The 22,196-nt window shown below is 39.0% G+C and carries 21 protein-coding genes and 1 tRNA gene; 18 read left to right on the top strand and 4 right to left on the bottom strand.

The genetic code is table 11. The features are described from left to right. The first annotated feature begins 143 nt into the window (after nucleotides 1-143). From OZ002_RS04185 to OZ002_RS04160, 6 genes are all read left to right on the top strand, one after another. Nucleotides 144-617, top strand: coding sequence for a FeoA family protein (locus tag OZ002_RS04185; protein WP_002298509.1), 474 nt, complete (start codon nucleotides 144-146; stop codon nucleotides 615-617). Further along, a complete protein-coding gene (gene feoB, locus OZ002_RS04180; RefSeq protein ID WP_156249257.1) occupies nucleotides 614-2,746 on the top strand; it encodes a ferrous iron transport protein B in 2,133 nt (710 codons plus the stop codon). The genes OZ002_RS04185 and feoB overlap by 4 nt, the downstream gene beginning before the upstream one ends. A gap of 1 nt (nucleotide 2,747) precedes the next feature. After that, on the top strand, nucleotides 2,748-2,882 hold the full coding sequence (locus tag OZ002_RS04175) for a hypothetical protein (protein WP_002290587.1): 135 nt from the start codon (nucleotides 2,748-2,750) through the stop codon (nucleotides 2,880-2,882). A gap of 93 nt (nucleotides 2,883-2,975) precedes the next feature. Beyond that, nucleotides 2,976-3,620, top strand: coding sequence for a GntR family transcriptional regulator (locus OZ002_RS04170; RefSeq protein ID WP_002287801.1), 645 nt, complete (start codon nucleotides 2,976-2,978; stop codon nucleotides 3,618-3,620). Nucleotides 3,621-3,806: 186 nt separating this feature from the next. Further along, nucleotides 3,807-5,000: a quaternary amine ABC transporter ATP-binding protein gene (locus OZ002_RS04165; protein ID WP_002319011.1), complete on the top strand. Its 1,194-nt coding sequence runs from the start codon at nucleotides 3,807-3,809 to the stop codon at nucleotides 4,998-5,000. Next, nucleotides 4,993-6,720 carry an ABC transporter permease/substrate binding protein gene (locus tag OZ002_RS04160; RefSeq protein ID WP_002287807.1) on the top strand — a complete coding sequence of 576 codons (1,728 nt, stop codon included), beginning with the start codon at nucleotides 4,993-4,995 and terminating at the stop codon, nucleotides 6,718-6,720. Before OZ002_RS04165 ends, OZ002_RS04160 begins: the two co-directional genes overlap by 8 nt. A gap of 171 nt (nucleotides 6,721-6,891) precedes the next feature. Here the strand turns inward: OZ002_RS04160 and OZ002_RS04155 are convergent. Next, nucleotides 6,892-6,964, bottom strand: a tRNA-Lys gene (locus OZ002_RS04155). Nucleotides 6,965-7,344: 380 nt separating this feature from the next. On the opposite strand from OZ002_RS04155, the gene OZ002_RS04150 reads away from it, so the two are divergent. The 7 genes from OZ002_RS04150 (at nucleotide 7,345) to OZ002_RS04120 (ending at nucleotide 14,542) form a co-directional block, all read left to right on the top strand. Beyond that, nucleotides 7,345-7,914 (top strand): DUF1836 domain-containing protein, encoded by a 570-nt coding sequence (locus OZ002_RS04150; RefSeq protein ID WP_002322652.1) that lies wholly within the window; start codon nucleotides 7,345-7,347, stop codon nucleotides 7,912-7,914. Beyond that, complete coding sequence (locus OZ002_RS04145) at nucleotides 7,901-8,761, top strand: DegV family protein (RefSeq protein ID WP_002307150.1); 861 nt, start codon at nucleotides 7,901-7,903, stop codon at nucleotides 8,759-8,761. The genes OZ002_RS04150 and OZ002_RS04145 overlap by 14 nt, the downstream gene beginning before the upstream one ends. Nucleotides 8,762-8,950: 189 nt before the next feature. Beyond that, nucleotides 8,951-9,655 (top strand): response regulator YycF, encoded by a 705-nt coding sequence (gene yycF, locus OZ002_RS04140; protein WP_002288850.1) that lies wholly within the window; start codon nucleotides 8,951-8,953, stop codon nucleotides 9,653-9,655. 4 nt (nucleotides 9,656-9,659) lie between these two features. After that, complete coding sequence (gene walK / locus OZ002_RS04135; protein ID WP_002294131.1) at nucleotides 9,660-11,495, top strand: cell wall metabolism sensor histidine kinase WalK; 1,836 nt, start codon at nucleotides 9,660-9,662, stop codon at nucleotides 11,493-11,495. Beyond that, nucleotides 11,492-12,808, top strand: coding sequence for a YycH family regulatory protein (locus tag OZ002_RS04130; RefSeq protein WP_002299788.1), 1,317 nt, complete (start codon nucleotides 11,492-11,494; stop codon nucleotides 12,806-12,808). Before walK ends, OZ002_RS04130 begins: the two co-directional genes overlap by 4 nt. Continuing rightward, nucleotides 12,809-13,678 (top strand): two-component system regulatory protein YycI, encoded by an 870-nt coding sequence (locus tag OZ002_RS04125; protein ID WP_002288853.1) that lies wholly within the window; start codon nucleotides 12,809-12,811, stop codon nucleotides 13,676-13,678. Between the two features lie 54 nt (nucleotides 13,679-13,732). Continuing rightward, complete coding sequence (locus OZ002_RS04120; protein ID WP_156249255.1) at nucleotides 13,733-14,542, top strand: MBL fold metallo-hydrolase; 810 nt, start codon at nucleotides 13,733-13,735, stop codon at nucleotides 14,540-14,542. Nucleotides 14,543-14,644: 102 nt separating this feature from the next. Here OZ002_RS04120 and OZ002_RS04115 read toward each other — a convergent pair whose 3' ends face one another. After that, the gene (locus tag OZ002_RS04115) at nucleotides 14,645-15,274 is read right to left on the bottom strand and encodes an NAD(P)-dependent oxidoreductase (protein ID WP_156249254.1); all 630 of its coding nucleotides are present in this window, start codon (nucleotides 15,272-15,274) and stop codon (nucleotides 14,645-14,647) included. Between the two features lie 169 nt (nucleotides 15,275-15,443). Here OZ002_RS04115 and OZ002_RS04110 point away from each other — a divergent pair, with 169 nt between their 5' ends. After that, a complete protein-coding gene (locus tag OZ002_RS04110) occupies nucleotides 15,444-16,736 on the top strand; it encodes a PTS sugar transporter subunit IIC (protein WP_156249253.1) in 1,293 nt (430 codons plus the stop codon). 75 nt (nucleotides 16,737-16,811) lie between these two features. On the opposite strand, the gene OZ002_RS04105 is transcribed toward OZ002_RS04110, so the two are convergent. Beyond that, complete coding sequence (locus tag OZ002_RS04105) at nucleotides 16,812-17,474, bottom strand: CPBP family intramembrane glutamic endopeptidase (RefSeq protein ID WP_002299792.1); 663 nt, start codon at nucleotides 17,472-17,474, stop codon at nucleotides 16,812-16,814. A 224-nt stretch (nucleotides 17,475-17,698) separates the two neighbouring features. Between OZ002_RS04105 and groES the strand changes: the two genes are divergently transcribed. From groES to OZ002_RS04085, 4 genes are all read left to right on the top strand, one after another. Beyond that, complete coding sequence (gene groES, locus OZ002_RS04100; RefSeq protein WP_002288862.1) at nucleotides 17,699-17,983, top strand: co-chaperone GroES; 285 nt, start codon at nucleotides 17,699-17,701, stop codon at nucleotides 17,981-17,983. 50 nt (nucleotides 17,984-18,033) lie between these two features. Beyond that, the gene (gene groL / locus OZ002_RS04095; RefSeq protein ID WP_002290607.1) at nucleotides 18,034-19,659 is read left to right on the top strand and encodes a chaperonin GroEL; all 1,626 of its coding nucleotides are present in this window, start codon (nucleotides 18,034-18,036) and stop codon (nucleotides 19,657-19,659) included. 424 nt (nucleotides 19,660-20,083) lie between these two features. After that, nucleotides 20,084-20,356 carry a hypothetical protein gene (locus tag OZ002_RS04090; protein ID WP_002297679.1) on the top strand — a complete coding sequence of 91 codons (273 nt, stop codon included), beginning with the start codon at nucleotides 20,084-20,086 and terminating at the stop codon, nucleotides 20,354-20,356. Nucleotides 20,357-20,370: 14 nt separating this feature from the next. After that, nucleotides 20,371-21,294, top strand: coding sequence for a LacI family DNA-binding transcriptional regulator (locus OZ002_RS04085; RefSeq protein ID WP_002297681.1), 924 nt, complete (start codon nucleotides 20,371-20,373; stop codon nucleotides 21,292-21,294). Nucleotides 21,295-21,433: 139 nt separating this feature from the next. Here the strand turns inward: OZ002_RS04085 and OZ002_RS04080 are convergent, their stop codons facing one another. Next, nucleotides 21,434-22,186: a MerR family transcriptional regulator gene (locus tag OZ002_RS04080; protein ID WP_156249252.1), complete on the bottom strand. Its 753-nt coding sequence runs from the start codon at nucleotides 22,184-22,186 to the stop codon at nucleotides 21,434-21,436. Nucleotides 22,187-22,196: the final 10 nt, after the last annotated feature.

The raw sequence follows: 22,196 nt of genomic DNA, 5'->3' as shown, positions 1-22,196 counted from the left end.
ATCACAAGTATAATTGACATTCTCAATTACCGAGAGTATTCTATGTGAGAATGATTCTCATTTATTTGCGTAACACGTAAGAAAATTAGAACATATAATGAATGATTTTAATACATGATTTATTTCACAAGAGAGGAATCAATATGCAGACCTTAGCGCAGGCAAAGCAAAATTTCGTTTATCAAGTCGAACGAATCGAAACAGAAGAAAAAACAAAACGCCATTTGCAAAATATCGGGATCGTTGCCGGAAGTAAAATCGTCGTCGTCAATTTATCAGGCAACAATGCCATTTTACTGGTAAAAAGTCATCGAGTGGCAGTAAGTCGGGAAATACTAGGTCAAATCTTTGTCAATAAAAAGACTGCTTCCTCTGATAGCTGGACTTCTCTTGATCAATTAAAAGCAGGAGAGACTGGGATCGTCGTAGCAATCCACGGACAAGGCGCAGTGAAGCGACGGTTAATGGATATGGGATTGACGCGAAATGTAAAAATAGTTATCCGAAAACTAGCCCCTCTGGGAGATCCAATCGAACTGACAGTGCGAGGGTATGAACTGACGTTACGAAAGTCAGAGGCCGAACTAATCTTGATACAAAGGGAGGAAAAAGAATGAATATCGCGTTAGTCGGAAATCCAAACAGCGGGAAAACTAGCTTGTTCAATCTCTTGACTGGTTCGAATCAATATGTAGGGAATTGGCCGGGCGTAACAGTAGAAAAAAAAGAAGGATCGTTGAAAAAAAATCCGAACATTCATATTCAGGACCTACCCGGCATCTATTCTTTGTCTCCTTATACACCAGAAGAAGTGATTGCAAGAGATTATTTGGTTCAGGAACAGCCTGAACTGATCATCAACATTATTGATGCTACCAATTTAGAACGGAATCTTTATTTAACTACGCAGTTATTGGATTTAGACATTCCTATGATCATTGGTCTGAATATGATGGATGTCATCAAAAAAGAAGGAAAAAAAATCAATCTAGAAAAGCTTTCCTATGGTCTTGGTGTACCAGTTTTACCAATCAGCGTATTGAAAAAGCAAGGAATCGAAAAACTAATCGAAAAGATTCAGGAGTCTGCAAAAAAGCGGCCTTCTATTCCTGTTCCCTGTACATATGATCCACGTGTAGAAGCAGCTTTACATGAAATTGAAGATGTACTAGGAGAACAAAGCGGCAAGAAACGCTGGTATGCAATGAAATATTTTGAACGAGATCAGAAGGTAAGAGAGGATTACGAGATAGCAGTTTCTCAGCAAAAAGAAATCGAACAACTGATCCAGTTGACAGAGAAACTATTGGATGACGATAGTGAAACGATTCTAGTCAATGAACGGTATGAATTTATTACCCAATTATGTACACTCTGTGTTGTGTCAAATGATTCTTTCCAATTATCGATGAGTGACAAAATCGATCAGATTGCAACGAATCGTTGGTTAGCCTTGCCGATCTTCGCATTTGTGATGTGGCTGATCTATTATCTGGCTATTCAAACAGTAGGAACAATGGGGACAGATTGGATCAATGACACATTGTTTGGTACATGGTTACCAGAACATGTTGGCAGATTGTTAGCTGAATGGCAAGTAGCGGGATGGATGCAGGAGCTGATCTTGAACGGCATCATCGCAGGCGTGGGAGCAGTGTTAGGATTTCTACCGCAATTGATCATATTGTTTTTATGCTTGAGCTTTCTGGAAGACTGCGGATATATGGCGAGGATCGCTTTTGTCATGGATCGACTTTTCAGGAAATTCGGTCTTTCAGGAAAATCCTTCATTCCTATGCTGATTGCTACAGGATGTGGAGTGCCAGGCGTCATGGCCAGTCGCACGATTGAAAACGAGCAAGATCGTCGTTTGACGATCATGGTCACAACCTTCATGCCTTGTTCTGCAAAGTTGCCGATTATTGCCTTAGTAGCAGGGGCCTTTTTTCCTCATCAATCTTGGGTAGCTCCTTCTGCCTATTTTCTTGGTATGACTGCAATTATTTTCTCTGGAATCAGCTTGAAAAAAACACGTTTGTTTGCTGGAGATACAGCTCCTTTTATCATGGAATTGCCCGCATATCATTTTCCTCAATGGTCAGCGGTCCTAAGACAAACCTCTGACCGCAGCAAGTCTTTTGTTAAAAAAGCAGGAACGATTATCTTTGTTTCTAGTATCGTGATCTGGTTCAGCTCTTCTTATAATTTTTATGCTCAACCTGTTTCTGAAGACCAAAGTATCTTAGCCTTTTTCGGGCGAATCCTGGCAGTTGTTTTTCAGCCGCTTGGTTGGGGAAACTGGCAAGGAACAGTCGCAGCGATTACAGGATTGGTCGCTAAAGAAAATATTATTGGCACATTTGGTATTTTGTTTGGTCATGCGGAAGTATCCGAAAATGGCAGAGAAATCTGGCAAGTGCTACAACACACATATACTCCCGCAGCAGCTTATTCATTGTTAGCCTTCAATTTACTTTGTGCGCCTTGTTTTGCGGCAATTGGGGCTATCCATCGGGAAATGAATGCCATGAAATGGACTTGGATCGCCATAGGCTATCAATGCGGTTTAGCTTATTTAGTTAGTTTTGTGATTTATCAGTTGGGACACTTATTGGAGGGTGGACAGGTAGCGTTAGGGACGTATCTTGCTGTTTTACTGATGATAGGACTCGTTTATGTTTTGTTCCGTCAGCCAAAATCCAAGAACCAGTTTTATACTATATTGTCATTAGAAGGAGAGGAATAGGATGGCGACATTCTTATTAAGTGTGTTAATCTTTGGAAGTGCAGGCGCGATTGTCTATACTCGTTTAAAATCCGGAAAGAATTGTGATGACTGTCAAACAGCTTGCCCAGTAAAAAAGGAACAGATCAAGCGATGATCAGTCGTTGCAAGAGGCTATTCTCCCCTTTTTTGCTTATTTTGCTAGAGCATAGTAAGATGAGGGAAAGTAAAAAAAGAAAGAGGAAAGAAAATGTCTGGAAAGAAAAAAATCGTCCGCCCGCGCTACCAGCAGATTGCTGTTGATTTAGCCGAACGTATCGTTGAAAACCGATATAAAGTGGGTGAGAAGATCCATGCCCGCTCAACACTTGCCAGTACGTACAATGCTTCTCCTGAGACTACCCGCAAGGCTATCAATGTGCTGGTAGATCTTGGAATCATGGAAGTACGGCATGGAAGTGGGGCATTTGTTGCTTCGAAGGAAAAAGCAAAAGATTTCCTATTGCAATATCAAGATGTACAATCCATCCAAGATACAAAAGCAGAAATCATGGCAAGTGTGGAGAAGCAACAAGATGAGCTGAATCATTTTTCTCAATTATTGGATCAGCTGGTCAATCAAACGAAGCGAATACATAAGATGAACCCTTTACTTCCGTTTGAATTATCTTTATCAGAAAAAGCAATGCATCTGGACCGTTCGATTAGCGAGTTGAATATCTGGCAGGCGACTGGCGCCACAGTTATCGCAATTTCTCATAATGAAGAACTGCTTGTTTCACCTGGCCCCTATGCTAAATTTACGGCAGGGGACATCGTTCATTTTATTGGAAATGAATATACGCTACAGCGTATGACAAACTTTTTTTACCCGGAGCATCAGCTTGCAGAATGATTGTGTGAAATATTAAAAAAATATTAACTTGGCTAAACCTTTTATTTACAAAGATTTAGCCAAGTTTTTTTCAGTTTGGACAAGCAAATTTCTTTCATTTTTGACAAAGTGACTACATGATGTTAACATGGTGTGGTCACTTTTTTCAGAAAGAAAAATGAATTTACATAAAAAAGGAGAATTTGTTTGGTAAAAGTAGAAGTAAAACATTTAACAAAGATATTTGGTAAAAAGACACAAGCCGCTTTAGATATGATGAATGATCACCAGCCGAAAACGGAGATTTTAAAGAAAACCGGTGCAACGGTTGGTGTGTATGACGTGAATTTTGACGTAAAAGAAGGAGAAATCTTCGTGATCATGGGGCTTTCCGGGAGTGGGAAATCCACATTGATCCGTCTATTGAATCGTCTGATTGAGCCAACTTCGGGCAGTATCTATATTGATGGAGAAGATGTATCGAAGTTAAGCAAAGAAGAATTGCGAGAAGTCCGTCGTCATAAAATCAATATGGTTTTCCAAAACTTCGGTCTGTTTCCACATCGAACGATCTTGGAAAATACAGAATACGGGTTAGAAGTCCGTGGTATACCTAAAGAAGAACGACAAGAAAAAGCAGAAAAAGCATTAGAAAATTCTAGTTTGCTTTCATTTAAAGACCAATATCCTAGTCAGTTATCTGGTGGGATGCAACAACGGGTTGGCCTAGCCAGAGCTTTAGCAAATGATCCTGAGATCTTGCTGATGGACGAAGCGTTCTCGGCTCTTGATCCGCTGATCCGGCGAGAAATGCAAGACGAATTACTGGACCTGCAAGCCAATGTTCAAAAAACGATTATTTTCATTACCCATGATTTGAATGAAGCTTTACGGATTGGGGACAGAATCGCCTTGATGAAAGACGGCGAAATCATGCAGATCGGAACAGGTGAAGAAATATTGACCAATCCAGCAAATGATTATGTACGTGAATTTGTGGAAGAAGTCGATCGTTCCAAAGTGCTTACGGCTCAAAACATCATGGTACCTGCATTGACGACGAATATCGAATCTGATGGACCAAACGTTGCATTGACAAGGATGCGTAATGAAGAAGTCAGCATGCTGATGGCTGTTGACAGAAAGAGACACCTGAAAGGGATCATCACTGCAGATCAAGCGTTAGAAGCTAGGAAGCAAAAACGTCCATTGATCGACTTCCTAGATGAAAATGTGACGGTGATTGGGAAAGACATGGTGGTAAGTGATATTTTCAATATTATTTATGACTCACCGACTCCACTTGCAGTTGTAGAGGATGGAAAATTAAAAGGTGTCGTCATCCGAGGTAGTGTGATTGAAGCATTAGCAGAAACAAGCGAGGTGAGTGAACATGAATAATCTATTGAACTATCAATTACCAGTGGCAAACTGGGTAGAAAATATCACAGAATGGTTTACGACAACTTTTTCTGGCCTATTTTCATTTTTACAAACGATCGGACAGGCAGTGATGTCGGGGATTACAAATTTACTGTTAGTGATTCCAGCTCCTTTGTTTATCTTGTTATTGACGGTAGCAGCTTTCTTTATTTCTAAGAAACGTCCAGGACTTACGTTGTTCACATTAATCGGTCTATGGTTTATTTATAACCAAGGTCTATGGAATGATTTGATGAATACTGTCACACTTGTTCTTTTATCTAGTGTGATCTCGATCATCATTGGGGTACCATTAGGGATCTTGATGGCAAAAAGCAGTAAAGCCCAAAGTATTATCAAACCGATCCTTGACTTTATGCAGACAATGCCAGGATTCGTTTATTTGATTCCAGCAGTTGCATTTTTCGGTATCGGGATGGTTCCAGGGGTATTTGCCTCAGTCATCTTTGCTCTGCCACCAACCGTTCGTTTTACGAATTTAGGGATTCGACAAGTTCCTAAAGAATTAGTAGAAGCTTCTGATTCATTCGGGAGCACAAGTCGTCAAAAACTATTCAAACTAGAATTGCCTTTAGCTAAAAGTACGATCATGGCAGGGATCAATCAAACAACAATGCTGTCACTTTCAATGGTCGTTATTGCCTCTATGATCGGTGCACCCGGCTTAGGACGCGGCGTATTATCAGCATTGCAAAGAGCACAAGTCGGGAATGGATTTGTCAACGGGGTTGCATTAGTTATCTTAGCAATCATCATTGACCGTTTTACACAGCATTTGAACCAGCCAAACAATAAAAAAGCTGCAGGAGCAACAACACAGAAAAGTAAAAAACGTCAAGGACTGATCATTGGTGCTGTAGTAGTAGTGATCTTAGGTGCGATTGGTATAGGGAGTTTTTCATCTGCCAAAGAAACAAAACGTATCAACTTATCTTATGTTGAATGGGATACAGAAGTTGCTTCAACAAATGTAGTCGGTGAAGTATTGAAACAAATGGGCTATGATGTAACGATGACGCCATTAGATAATTCAATCATGTGGAAATCTGTTTCAAATGGCGAGTCAGATGCCATGGTTTCAGCTTGGCTACCTAAAACTCATGGTTCACAATATGCACAATACAAAGATCAAGTCGAAGACCTAGGTGCCAATTTGACAGGAGCAAAAGTTGGTTTAGCAGTGCCAGCCTACATGGATGTAAATTCGATCGATGAGTTAACCGATCAGGCAGGTAAGAAAATCATAGGAATCGAGCCAGGAGCTGGTGTAGTTACGGCTGCTGAAAACACGATCCAAAAATATGACAACTTGAAAGACTGGAAAGTAGAGACATCTTCTTCAGGAGCAATGACCGTTGCACTAGGTCAAGCGATCAAAAAACACGAACCAATTGTAGTTACAGGATGGACACCTCATTGGATGTTTGCCAAATATGATCTGAAATACTTAGAAGATCCTGAAAACGGAATGGGAAGCGAAGAGCAGATCCATACGATGGTTCGAAAAGGATTGAAAGAAGACCAGCCAGAAGCTTACAAAGTATTAGACAATTTCCATTGGTCAGAAAAAGATATGGAAAAAGTTATGTTGGAAATCAACAATGGAAAAGATCCACAGCAAGCAGCAAAAGACTGGATCAAAGAGAACCAAGAATTAGTCGAAAGCTGGAAAAAATAAAAAGACAGACACGAAATAAATGGAGCTTCCAAAATTGGATCAAATATCCAAATTTGGAAGCTCCATGTTCGTCTCTATCTTTTTTGTCTATAAAAAAAGAGAATGCGTAGCTCATCTTCGAAACGTCCAAAGACGCCGACAAACTACCATTCTCGTGGGTTTGGCACCCAATGGGCCGTGAGGGGCTCGAACCCGCGACCCGCTGATTAAGAGTCAGCTGCTCTACCAACTGAGCTAACGGCCCGTACAAAAAGTACTTAATAATAGTAGCACTAAGAATTTTAAAATGCAAGACTACATTTAAAGAAAATCAGAAAAATCTTTACTTCCTTATAGGAAATCATTCATAGATTATTCACATTTGCTCGCTATTATATAAGCATACCAACAAACAAAGTTCTTGCAAGAGAACAAACCCTAACACTTTTTTCATTTTTTACTCCTTTCCCGCCGTCTCCCCGGCGGGTCTCCTGTTCTTAACGATAAAAGACAAGAAGGCTTAGCCTTCTTGTTTTTTGTTTTCATGAAATCCCGCTAATTAAATCACCTAGTTAAAGAAACTAGATTGAATGTTTATCATAAGTCTGATATCATGTTTATGAAATGAAAAAAGGAGCGGTTATGATGGAAAAAATGCGTCAGCAATTAATGGAGTGGGGGAAGGAACTAGAAACATTCCGTCTGCCTCACTGGGAAGAACTCCCTGACTTAGAACTTTATATGGACCAAGTCAGAACGTTAGTTGATCGTTATCTTTCACCTGTGATACAAGGAGAAAAGCATCCATTGCTTACCTCTTCTATGGTAAACAATTACGTTAAACTAGGTTTGATACCAGCACCAGTTAAAAAAAGATATAACAAAGAACACGTAGCATTTTTACTTGCAATCACTACGTTGAAACAAGTATTGACTATTCCTGAAATCAAAGAAGGGATATTGTTCCAAGGAAAAACAGTAGGAATTCGTGAAGCCTATAATCTATTTTGCGATGAACAAGAAGCAGCTGTGTGGATGGTCAGCCAATTAGCACAAGGTAAATCTCATCCGCAAAAATTCGACCAGGCAACCCCTGTAGAATATATTGCTGTAAGAGCGGCAACTTTATCGTTTGCAATGAAACTTCTTGCGGAAAAAACGATTGTTCTAGAAACCGAATATTTAAAAGAGGAGAAAACAAATGAAAAACAATAAAATCGCAATTTTAGTAGATTCAGGTACGGATGTGCCAGAAGAATTGATAAAAAAATACGAGATGTATATGATCCCATTGAAAATTATTTATAAAGATCAGGTATATACAGATAAAATTGACATTACCCCTGAAGAGATCTATCAACGTTTGCCAGAGGAAATCCCTGGTACATCTTTGCCGGATGGTGAGTCGATCACAGAAATCTTTGAGCAAATCAAAAAAGACGGTTATGAAAAGGTACTTGCGGTAACAATTTCCAGTGGATTGAGCGGGACATATAATGTGGTTCGTTTAATTGCACAACAGCAAGAAGAATTGGAAGCATATGTACTAGATACGAAAAATATTGGTATTGGTGCAGGTTTTTCTGCGATCCAAGCAGCAAAATGGCTGGAAGAAGGAGTAGAATGGGATCAACTGATCAGTAATCTGAATGAGTTAGTCGAAAGAACAAAAGTTTTCTTTAATGTTGCGACATTGGAATATCTTCAAAAAGGTGGACGGATCGGTTTAGTTTCTTCTATTGTAGGAACCGCTTTAAAACTTAACCCAATCATCTCATGTAATGAAGAAGGGATTTATTACACAGTAGGAAAAGCTAGGGGACGTAAAAAAAGTTTGGATAAAACGGTTGCTTACGTCAAAGAAAAAATCGGTAATGCAAAGGTCTTCAACTTAGCTGTTGCCCATGGGGATGCGAAAGAAGAAGCAATTGAAATGGAAGCGAGACTTAAAAGAGAGTTCCCACAAGCAAACCAAATCTACTTTGGCCAGATTTCTCCGGCATTAGTAGTCCACACTGGTCCGGGATTATTGGGTGTCGGTATACAAGTTTTAGAAGGATAAATCAAAAAAAGGAAACACTGAGGTGAAAATCAGTGTTTTCATTTTTTATTGAAGTTAGAACAAAAAATAATAAAGTATTTTGCACTTTCATTTTAATTTTCTCTTTTGTTTTATAGGCAAAGATGAAACAAAAGCAGAAATACGGTATAATGAGAAGGTATGACAATAATATATAAGAGGTGGCTCTTTATGAAAAAAGTTTTAGTTGTCGATGATGAGAAGCCGATTTCGGATATCGTCAAATTCAATTTAGCCAAAGAAGGCTATGATGTTTATACTGCATATGATGGGGAAGAAGCCTTGGAAAAAGTTGCTGAGGTAGAACCTGATTTGATTTTACTTGATTTGATGCTACCTAAAATGGACGGCTTAGAAGTTGCTCGTGAGGTACGCAAAACTTATGATATGCCGATCATTATGGTAACAGCCAAAGATTCTGAAATTGATAAAGTCCTAGGCTTAGAGTTAGGCGCCGATGATTACGTGACCAAGCCATTTTCCAACCGAGAATTAGTTGCACGTGTCAAAGCAAATCTTCGTCGCGGTGCCACGGCTGCGAAGGAACCAGAAGAGGCAGCACCTGCGGAATTGACGATTGGTGATTTGACGATCCATCCAGAAGCTTACATGGTGACGAAACGAGGAGAAACAATCGAGTTAACACATCGTGAATTCGAACTACTCTTTTACTTGGCGAAGCACCTTGGACAAGTGATGACAAGAGAACATTTATTACAAACGGTTTGGGGTTATGATTATTTTGGAGATGTACGAACAGTGGATGTAACTGTACGTCGTTTGCGTGAAAAGATCGAAGATAATCCAAGCCATCCAAATTATTTAGTGACACGTCGTGGTGTCGGTTACTATTTGCGTAACCCAGAACAGGAGTAATTGGATGAAAAGAAAAGTCCGCTTTTTTCGATCAGTCAATTTTAAGATCGCTATTACCTTTATTCTGATTTTATTGATCTCGATCGAAATTATTGGTGCCTACTTTATACGTGGTTTAGAACGTTCCACGATCAATACATTTATTAAAGATATGAATCAAACGGTGGAATCATTAGCAACAACAATCAGCCCGGAATTGAATCGAAAAGATAATGCAGATGATGAAGAGGTAAATGCGAATATCAAAAGATTTATTGAAAACAGTGCGACTAGCGATATCATCGAAATACGGGTCGTTGACGAAAAAGGGATCATCCGAGGAACAACCGATGTCAATGAACAAAGCGCTGTGGGAAAGAAAAATGATTATGTTGATATCAATGATTTCACGACTAAACGTTATGTTGCTTTAGATAACGACGATAAACGGGTGAATATCAATGTTCAACCGATCCTGTCCCCGACCGGCGATGCCGTTATCGGGGCTCTTTACGTCAAAAGTAATATCGAACAAAAATATTCGGAAATCAATAACACAGCAGTCATTTTCTTTACTGCCTCACTAATTGCGGCATTTATTTCAATGATCGTATCTGTTTTAGTTGCTCGTTCGATTACACAGCCGATCGGTGAAATGAGAGAACAAGCCATTCGAATCGCTAGAGGAGACTACAGTCGGAAAGTCAAAGTGCATGGACAAGATGAACTTGGACAGCTGGCTGATACCTTCAATCAGTTAGCTGAACGTATTGAAGAAGCTCAAGATACAATGGAAGCTGAACGCAATCGTTTGGATAGCGTGCTATCCCATATGACAGACGGCGTCATTGCGACAGATCGCAGGGGTAAAGTCATTACGATCAATGATATGGCTGTTTCCTTGCTAGATATCAAAAACGAGGAAGCAATCGGACAATCGATTTTGACACTTTTAGATATCGAAGAAGAATATACGTTGCGGAAATTATTAGAAGATCCAAACGAAATGGTACTTGACCGTTCAACCAGTACATTGGAAAGTGATCAGATGATCTTGCGAGTAGACTTTTCTATGATCCGTCGCGAATCAGGTTTTATCAGCGGATTAGTAGCTGTCTTGCATGATGTGACAGAACAAGAAAAAACAGAACGGGAACGTCGTGAATTCGTCTCTAATGTTTCCCATGAACTTCGTACACCGTTGACAAGTATGCGTAGTTATATCGAAGCATTGAGCGAAGGTGCGTGGAAAGACGAGGAAGTAGCACCAAATTTTTTGAAGGTAACGCTAGATGAAACAGACCGAATGATTCGAATGATCAATGACCTCTTAAATCTATCTCGCATGGATACAGGTAATACCCAGCTTCAATTAGAATATGTCAATTTCAACGAGTTAGTGAATTTTGTTCTTGACCGGTTTGATATGATGGTGGGAAATCAGGAAAAAAATTATAAGATCCGTCGTGAATTTACGCAAAGAGATCTTTGGGTCGAAGTAGATACAGATAAAATCATCCAAGTAGTCGATAATATCATGAATAACGCGATCAAGTATTCACCAGATGGGGGAACGATTACTTGTCGCTTATTAGAAACACATAATAACGTGATTTTAAGTATCACCGATCAAGGATTGGGGATTCCTAAAAAAGATCTGAACCGAGTGTTCGAGCGGTTCTATCGAGTAGATAAAGCACGTGCAAGAGCACAAGGTGGGACAGGACTTGGATTAGCTATTTCTAGAGAAGTGATTAAGGCGCATCGAGGCGCTATTTGGGCAGAGAGCAAGGAAGGAAAAGGGTCGACTTTTTATATCTCGCTGCCATATGAACCTTATGAGGAGGAATGGTGGGAATGAGAATCTCTGAAAAAGTCGTTCGTATAGGACTCATTTTGATGGTTGCGTTAAGCATATACTTCTCTTATGCAATCTGGCTGAGCCCAGCAGGAAAAAGTTCAATCAACGTAGATGAGACAAACACTCAAATGATCGAGTCTCAAAGCAATCGAAAAACTTCCGAAGTCTTTCTTCCGCTTCATGTTACATGGCACCATTCGGGAACGATCCAAGAAACCAATAGTGAAAATCTCGTGTACCGATTGCAATTGATCATCGATAAAGCAAGATTTGGAAAGCTTTCTGAAGTAGTTTCAGGAGACAAATCACAGTTTGAACAAGTGAAAAATCTGAACTCTGGTTTTGAGTTGGCCTATAATGCGCCTTTTTTGCTAAGAGAATACAAGGAAGCATTTGATTTAGATTTAGATGTGTCGAACTTGGCAAAAGAAAGCGAAAATATGTATTTTACTAGAATACAATTCGATCAAGGAAATAAAAAAATCCGATTTTTGAATTATTCGAACCATCTCGTATATGAAGCGAATATTTCGTTGAATTGGACAGATATCAATAAAGAATTAACAGCAAACGATACAAAATGGACAGAAATGACAACAGAACCATCGACAATCGACACGCAATATGCTACGAAACATTCGATCAAACTGAAAAAGTATAGTTATATCCTGTCACAGCAACCCTATACACTTTTTAGAAATGCTTTTTTCCAGAAACCAGATAGCGTGAAGAATAATGATGAAAGCAATGAATTGATTTTTTACGGTGGGAATGAAACGATGTCTATCCATTCGGAAACGCAAGTAGTTGATTTTCGTGGAGAGCTGCCAGAGAAAAAAGAAAATGCTAGTGTATTTTCTGAAAGTTTCCCCTATATTAGCAAATTAGGCAGTTCTTTAGGGAACCTCAGATATTTTGACCGCAGTGACAATACGATCGATTATCGGATATTCGTGGAAGGCTTCCCGGTTTTTGGGACAGACAGCAGAGGACAGATTGGTGTGGAAGTTGGCGGTGAAACGAATGGTTCTGTGCAAGTGAATATCCAAACCAGTTTGAATACGATTCAAGTGCCGATACCTTCAGACGAAGAAGTAGAACTTGCAAGTACGAATGAAATCATCCAGCAGTTAAAAGCTAAGGGAGCAGATAGTAACAAGATTGGTTCAGTGATCGTTGGATATACATGGCAAAATGTCAAAGAAACGAATCGTGTCGTTGATCTCTTACCTGAATGGTATGTGAAATATAAAGATAACTGGTATTCAGCTAACGACCTTCTGGAAAAATTACCTGGATTGGAGGCGAATTAATTGGATTTCAAAAAAATCGAATGGATATTTTTCGTCGCTTTTTTAGGGTTGAATGTGTTTTTATTCAGCAGTTATCATGACGCGGTATACCAAGAAAACAATGTCATTCGCTCTAATCAGACTGAATCAATCCAACAACGTCTGGCTAGCGACGATATCACTTACACGGGGAAGATTTCGTCTGAGAACAAGCAAGGCTATTATCTTAGCGCGGAGCAGACCAATCTTAGCACTTCATTAGCGAATTATCGCAAGGCTGGTAAAAGCGGCTTGCTGGCAAGTGGTGTGTTTTTAGACGGTGATGTTTTGACGAAATCTTTATCCAGTTCAGATGCTGAAAAGAACGTGATCGATCCAGATAAAATTAGTAGTTCCTTGGAAGATTTTTTATCTAACAAAGACAATATTTTATTCGGTAATGATTATGTGTACACGAAAAACTTTTCTCATTTAGAAGAAGAACCACTAGAAATCCAAGCAAGCCAAGAGTATGAAGGCATCCCATTCAATGATGATACAGCAAAAATCGTTCTTTCTTTAGAAAAAAACGATAATGATTATAGCATCACGAAATACATGCAGACGCATTTATCTGATATCGAGCAGCTGCGCGAAAAGACGGAACTGTATACGGAAGAGGAAGCAATCAATACATTGTACATCAATAACAAAATACCAAGAGGATCAAAAATTTTATGGCGTCAACTAGCTTATTCCTGTATTCTGAAAGTCCGGGAAAAAAATGTGTATGTTCCTGTTTGGCATGTAGCGATCGAAACAAGCGATAAAGTGGTCCAAATCGAGAGCGTCAACGCTTTCAGCAATACGATCGTGACAAACAATACTGTACCAAAAGTGGAAGATCAATAAAAAAGCGAGTATAATGAAAAAAGTTTACAAAGTAAGAAGGGAAGTAGGAGTCAAATGGCTGAAGAAAAACCAGCTTTTAAAATCAGTATCCTAGCAAGTGGAAGTTCGGGTAATTCACTTTATATCGAAAGTGAAAAAAAACGGCTTTTGGTCGATGCAGGACTTAGCGGTAAAAAAATCACTTCCTTGATGGCTCAAATTGATCGGACACCGGACCGATTAGATGGAATACTTGTGACGCATGAACATCGAGATCATATACATGGCGTGGGTGTCTTGGCTCGTAAGTATCATTTGGATGTTTTTGCCAATCAGCAGACTTGGGAAGCGATGGAACCACTGATTGGTAATGTACCAGTGGAACAAAAACATCTATTTGAGATGGGGAAAGTCAGAACATTCGGCGATATCGATATTGAGAGTTTCGGCGTCTCCCATGACGCAGCGGCTCCGCAATTTTATCGTTTCCATAAAGAAAATCGGTCATTCGTCATGTTGACGGACACCGGATATTGCAGTGATTATATGCGAGGTGTCATTGAAAATGCCGATGGTTATTTAATGGAAAGTAATCATGATCTTGAGATGTTACGCATGGGACCTTATCCGTGGAATTTAAAACAGCGTATTTTAGGAGATAGAGGACATCTTTCCAACGAAGACGGTGCACTTGTCATGACTGATGTGATCGGTAATCGGACCAAACGAATCTATCTTGGCCATCTTAGCAAGGAAAACAATATGAAAGAACTTGCTCATTTAACAATGGAAAATGTTTTGAAAGAAAAAGATTTTGGCGTTGGACATGATTTTGAAATCTATGATACAGATCCAGATGAAGCAACTGAGCTATTTTCGATTTAAACAGTTCAATCAATAAAAATATAAAAAGCAGAAGATAAAATCAATCAGGGTTGGTTTTATCTTCTATTTTTATTTTTTTAGCATATTAAAAAAATAACCGTATTATCGACTGACTACACTGATGTGCTGCTTTTCATGTTTCTCATCCAGTATCTCATCTACTAATGCAATCGCATAATCTGCCATGCTGATCGTACTGTCGCCAGCAGCGTTTCTTTGTAAATAATCATCACTTAACAAATAAGTACCTGTACGTTTGCCATGTGGATCAAATAAAGAAGCTGGACTGATATAAGTCCAATGTAGATTTTTAGATTGTTTCAATTTTAACAATCCTTCGTACATATTGAAAGCTGTTGGATAGAAGGGTGCATTTTTAGGTACTTGGTCAATCATACGAGTCGTCTTTTCTGTATCTAAGAATAACGAAGAGGCACCCCCAACGACAATTAAGCGTGTATCGGTTCCTTCAAGCATCTCAATCAAATGGGACAAAGAAGTTTGATGCATTTCTTCTTTTCCTTTGGGAGCGTTGAAAGCATCAACGACAACATCAAAAGATGCAAGATCAGTAGCTGTCAACTCAAATAAATCCTTTTGTATAAACGGAACATCTGATGGCAATTTTTCTGGATGACGCACGATTGCCGTCACGTCTAAATCTCTGGACAATGCTTCGTCTAAAATAAATGAACCTGCATGACCAGTAGCTCCAATGAGTGCAATTTTCATAAAAAACCTCCTTTTTTATTCCTGTCCATTGTAAGCAGTTGCTGAATATTCGTCAAAGAATCCGATTTTTGAAAAGCTCAGTGCGCATTCCTTTCATGGTTCGTGATCATTGGGTATAGTTAAATTAAGAAAACTGATTGATAAAAATAGAAGTTGAAGGAGATAAGAAATGAAAGAGTGGTTAGATCGTGCCTTTTTACCAATGATAACATCTGTTGTGAATCTTAGACCCTTAACTGCTTTGCGTAATGGAATGACTTACACGATCCCAATAATTATTGTTGGCTCGCTGTTTTTCTTATTTGCTCATTTTCCTGTGGATTACATCGCTCAGTGGATAGACAAAACAGGATTTTCTATGTATTTTACACAAGTATACCAGGCTACATTTGATGTGATAGCCTTTTGGATCGTTTTTGCCATTGCATATGCTTATGCAAAAGAAGAAGATATCGATCGCTTACCAGTCGGCATAACAGCCTTATCTGCTTATCTACTGCTTATTCAGCCACTAAATACTCAGATAGATACTGTCTGGACAGGTGCTGAAGGGATACTAGGAGCAGTTACAACTGGGCTCATCATCGGATGGGGCTATGCACGTTTAGTAAGACTTGCGAAAGGGTGGAAGCAAAGAGAGAAGATACCTGAAAATGTTTGGCAGTCTTTTACTTCATTGATTCCAATCATTGTTATAGTCACTTTTACGCTTATCGGTTCAGCGGTTTTTCAACAGTTGTTCAGAATGACTGTTGTTCAAGGAGTATGGACATATGTCCAGCTTCCCATTCAATCGTTCATAGACACGTTGTTTGGTGTGCTTTTATTAGGTTTTTTTGTTCCGTTTTTATGGTTATTTGGTCTTCATGGATCTGCGATGGTCAATGGGTTGGTTAGTCCCATCTTGCAAGCGAATTCATTAGCAAATGCAGAAATCTTAGCCTCAGGACAAGAGTTGACGGTGGCAAATGGCGGACATATCGTTACTCAGCAATTTCTCGATCAGTTCATGACGGTTACGGGTGCTGGATTGACGTTAGGGGCTGTATTTTTTATGACGGTTTTTGCGAAATCGAAGAAATACAGAGAATTAGGAAATCTTGCTCTTTTACCAGCCTTTTTCAACATCAATGAATCAATTATTTTTTCCACACCGATCGTGATGAACCCGATGATGGCTGTTCCTTTTATTTTCGCACCGGTCGTTTCAGGATTGATTACCTATTCCGCTTTATATTTTGGATTCGTTCCTTTATTTACAGCAGTCCAAGTCCCTTGGACAACACCGCCGATCCTCTCGGGTTTCTTAGTAGGCGGAGTGCCTGCAGCGATTTTACAAGGTATCGTGTTGTCAATTAGTTTTTTCATTTATTTCCCATTTTTGAAAAAAATAGATTCTGCAAACTGCAAAAAGGAAAGACAGACAAAAAATGATGGAGCAGCAGAAAAGATGAACGACTAAAAAACAAAAATACTCCTGTCGCTTTAGATTGGGAAAATCACCAATCTAGGATGACAGGAGTATTTATAGTCATGTTTATACTAGCCCTTTTTGGACAGCTAATTGAACAAGAACAACTAATGTGTTCATTCCTACGTGTGTGATCATCGATGTCCAGATCCGACCAGTTGCTTTGTACTCTAGGCTGAAGAAGAAACCTAGGAAAAAGTAGATTAGCAGATGACCATCATTATGAGCAAACGCAAACAGCAAAGAGCTGATCACTGCTCCAACCCAAAAATTTGAATATCGACTGATGATCCCCAGTATACTGCGGCGGAATACGAACTCTTCCATGATGGGTCCAGCAACAGTTGTCGCCAAAATAAAAGCGGGTGCTTCCATGATCATCTGGATGATATTTTGTGTATTCTCGGAAGGGGTTGCTTCGCCAAACAATACAGATTCTAACATGACAGCGATGCTTTGCAGAATCAATGCGACAAAGATTCCAACCAATCCATAAATAACAATCTTTGGAGCAGAAGCTTTTTTTACCGCTGATTCGATCGCTAAGGGTTCACGTTGCTTAAAATAAAAAATAGCTAGGACAACGGCGCCTAGTATATACATGACTGCAGTTGCTGTGATCAATTCAGACGTAGATTTTACAAGTCCTATCGAAGCTAGGATCAAGGGTGAGATAAAAATTAGACCATAGCAAAAAATGCTGAGGAAGCTATATTTTTTTAAAGACATGTAATTCCTCCTTTTAAGGGATAACAAGCATGCAAGGCAAGCTTATATCGATTGATTTCAATTATATCATAATTTCAATAAGCAGCTGTCAGAATAAAATTTCTTTTCTTTGATTTAAAAGCTTGCAAAAAAGAGGGAGAATGAGTATTATTAAAAATGTAGGTTAGCACTCGAAGGTTAAGAGTGCTAACAGATTAAAAAAAGAGTTATCGGAGGGATTTATCGTGTTAAAACCATTAGGTGATCGCGTCATTATCGAAGTCGCAAAAGAAGAAGAAAAAACTGTCGGAGGAATCGTTTTAGCTTCTGCTGCTAAAGAGAAACCCCAAACTGGGACAGTTGTTGCAGTCGGTGAAGGCCGTTTGTTAGAAAACGGTGAAAAAGTTCCTGCCGCTGTAAAAGCAGGCGACCAAGTTATGTTCGAAAAATACGCCGGTACAGAAGTAAAATACGAAGGAAAAGAATATCTGATCGTCGCAGGAAAAGATATCATGGCGATTGTTGAGTAAATTTTGAAGATAAAAAAATAATCAAAAATAATCAATGAGGTGAATCAATCATGGCAAAAGAATTGAAATTTGCAGAAGACGCACGCGCAGCTATGTTACGCGGGGTAGATAAATTAGCAGATACAGTGAAAGTAACATTAGGACCTAAAGGCCGAAATGTCGTACTAGAAAAATCTTACGGCTCTCCATTGATCACAAATGATGGTGTGACGATCGCAAAAGAAATCGAATTAGAAGATCATTTTGAAAACATGGGTGCAAAACTTGTATCAGAAGTAGCATCAAAAACAAATGATATTGCAGGAGACGGTACAACGACAGCAACTGTTCTGACACAAGCAATCGTTCGCGAAGGTTTAAAAAACGTAACTGCAGGTGCTAATCCTCTAGGCATTCGTCGCGGGATCGAATTGGCAACAAAAGCAGCAGTCGAAGAATTGCATAATATCTCAACTGTTGTTGATTCAAAAGAAGCCATTGCACAAGTAGCAGCTGTTTCTTCGGGTTCTGATAAAGTTGGACATTTGATTGCTGATGCAATGGAAAAAGTTGGAAACGACGGTGTCATCACAATCGAAGAATCAAAAGGGATCGAAACAGAACTAGATGTTGTAGAAGGTATGCAGTTTGATCGTGGTTACTTATCACAATATATGGTAACAGATAACGACAAAATGGAAGCTGTTCTAGAAAACCCATATATCTTGATCACAGACAAAAAAATCTCTAACATCCAAGATATTCTGCCATTGTTAGAACAAATCTTGCAACAATCACGTCCATTGTTGATTATTGCTGACGATGTAGATGGTGAAGCATTGCCAACTCTTGTATTGAACAAAATCCGTGGAACATTCAACGTAGTAGCTGTAAAAGCTCCTGGTTTCGGCGATCGTCGTAAAGCAATGCTTGAAGATATCGCTATTTTGACAGGTGGTACAGTAATTACTGACGATCTAGGTTTAGAATTGAAAGATGCAACAATCGAAAACTTAGGAAATGCTTCTAAAGTTGTTGTAGATAAAGACAATACAACGATCGTAGAAGGTTCTGGAGAAAAAGAAGCAATCGAAGCTCGTGTGCAATTGATCAAAAACCAAATTGCTGAAACAACTTCTGATTTTGACCGCGAAAAATTACAAGAACGCTTAGCTAAATTAGCAGGTGGTGTAGCTGTTGTTAAAGTTGGTGCAGCTACTGAAACAGAATTGAAAGAATTAAAATTACGCATTGAAGATGCATTGAATGCTACACGTGCCGCAGTAGAAGAAGGAATGGTCTCAGGTGGTGGTACAGCTCTAGTGAACGTTATCAGCAAAGTTTCTGCTGTAGAAGCAGAAGGAGACGTGGCAACAGGTATCAAGATCGTTGTTCGTGCTTTAGAAGAACCAATTCGTCAAATCGCTGAAAACGCTGGTTATGAAGGATCAGTGATTGTTGATAAATTGAAGAACGTGGAACTAGGCACTGGTTTCAATGCTGCTACTGGAGAATGGGTAAACATGGTTGAAGCAGGTATCGTAGACCCAACTAAAGTAACACGTTCTGCCTTGCAAAATGCCGCTTCCGTTTCTGCCTTGTTATTAACGACAGAAGCAGTCGTTGCAGATAAACCAGAACCAGCAGCGCCAGCAGCTCCTGCAATGGATCCATCAATGATGGGCGGTATGATGTAAGAAAAAGCAACTTGCTTATCTACAACTGATCATTAGTGAAAGACAGATAAAAAGAGGCTGGAACAGAAGCGTTTAACTCCAAGAAATAAGAAGAAATTCACGGAAATTGCTTTTCAAATTTTTGTGAATTTCAGCTTATTTCCGAAGGAGTTGCTTCTGCTTCCGCTGTTTATACGTGTTTAGAGCGTGAGACAAAAGTGTTCTTTACTTTTGTCCCACGCTCTTTTTTGTGTGTAATTATAATGAAAATAGTTATTTTTAATAATAAAGATATATTTACAGTATCATTATAATGTATTCAATTTAAAATAAGAGACTTTGGTAATAATGAAAGAGGAATAAAACTTTTCTTTGGCAAAACAAACTCCTTGCTATGAGACGCGTTTCATACACTATACTCAAAGTATCAAAAGGAGGGCTTGCAATGAATACTTATGTAGAGATAACAGATGGCACAACGAACAATTATTTTTATGCGTTTGTCGAGTTCAAGGGATCCGTATTAACGTTGTACAGTTTTCAAGGGTTGAATAGGAATATAGTAAAAGAAATACCAATGAATGAAATCGAAACTTTGACAAAAGATATATATTGGGGCGGGCAGCGGATCAGTTTTTCGCATGAAGGAAAAATGTATCAGTTTTTTGAATGCGGTCCAGCTGTGGTAGACTATTTACAAGAAAATCTTTTTGTATAGGTGGCGAAGCAGTAGTGGCAAACATTCGAGATATCGCAAAGCTCACAGGTTATTCAGTTTCTACTATTTCACGTGTAATCAATGGACATCCATATGTAGATGAGGAAAAAAGGAAAGAAATACTTGCGGTCATGAAAGAAGTCGATTATATCCCTAATGCAAATGCCAGACAGTTAAGTTATGGAAAAACGAAAAGCATTGGAGTGATTCTGCCTTATACCAATCATCCGTATTTTGATCAGTTGATCAGTGGGATCATTGAAGCAGCGTTTGATTATGATTACAAAGTGACACTTTTACCGACGGGCTATCAGAAAGAAAAAGAGCGAAGGTATCTTGAAGAATTTGCAGCTAAAGCTTTCGATGGATTGATCATTACGTCTCGTGCCAATACACTAGATGATTTATTGGCATATCAAAAATATGGACCTCTAGTTTTTTGTGAAGAAATCAAGGGAAAACAGGCAAGTTGTGTCTTTATTGATCGAGAACAATCAATTACAGAAGGTCTTACTTATTTGAAGCAGCAAGGTATAAAGCAATTGGGCATTACGTTGGGGCGAAGTGGCAGGCTAAGTTATAACTCAAAAATCACTTTGCAGCTATGTCATCGACTTTTTCCATCTTTTGATGAATCACTTGTTTTTTGGGATTGTATAGATGCAGAGAAAGGAAAACAAGCAGGCTTCTTTTTTAAAGAGCTTGGAGTTGATGGTGTCTTTACAAATTCGGATATGGTTGCAGCAGGCATCTTGCAAAGCTATCTGCAAGATAAGACACCAGTGGTGATTGGACGCGATAATTTGCTGATCAGCGAGCTTCTTGGTTTCCCAACCATCGACCACCATCTGGAAGCTTGCGGAGAAATGGCATTTCAATTGTTTCTTACAGAAAAAAAGGATAAAGTGAAAATACCTTATACGTTTATTCAACGATGAATATATTTAAAGTAGGATGAAAAAACTTGTGAAAGAATGGAGCAGACACCAAAAGTTAGCATAAAAATCTAACTTGGGTGTCTGCTGTTTTGTTATTAGGTCATTTTACGTGTACTTTTTTGTTGGATCATGTAAAAGATTATGCCTTTTTTTGGATAATTTCATTTAAAGCTTTTGCTGCACCATGACCACTTCGCTCGTCATAATATGCAGTGAACCGTTCATCGGCTTCGTACATCATTCCTAGTCCTTTATGCGCTTTTGGCTGATATTCAGGCCAGCTGTAAGATAACCACTTCTTATGAGCTTGGAAGATACGGTCTGCTAAGCTTTCATCTTCTGGTTCTTTTAAGTAAAGAGTGAGATCAAATAACATCTTCTTTTCAACAGTTTGCATTTCTTCATACGTTTCTTTATCCATATTCATCCATTTTTCATTGGATGCTGTAACCTTTTTTTTCCCGTATTTTTGTCGAATCTCTTGTCCATAGGATTCTTCATTTTCTTTCAACTTTTGTTGTTTAAACCCTTCAAATTTTTCTTTGTCACTCATTTTTCTTCCTCCTTCGTACATATCAAGTGTCTGTTGGACAGTTGTCAAGAGGGTATCGATTTGTGCCCGTTTTTCCAGCAACATTTGCTGATGCTTGATTAAAGCTTTCTGGTGGTCAAAAGATGGATTGTCTAAGACCTCTTGGATATCCTCCAACTTGAATGCCATTGTTCGATAAAATAAGATGTGTTGCAGACGATCGACTTCTTTTTTGCCATAAATCCGATAACCTGAAGAATTGATCCTAGCTGGTTTTAGCAGTCCAATCTCATCATAAAAGCGCAAGGTTCTCGGACTGACTCCTGATATCTCTGACATTTTCTTTATTGTGTACTCCATTATTTTTCCT

Origin of the sequence: Enterococcus sp. E4-150 (genome assembly GCF_035726465.1) — a bacterium.
Classification (GTDB): Bacteria; Bacillota; Bacilli; order Lactobacillales; family Enterococcaceae; genus Enterococcus_B; species Enterococcus_B faecium.
The sequence above is the reverse complement of the archived record's forward strand: the minus strand, read 5'-3'. Positions and strand labels throughout refer to the sequence as shown.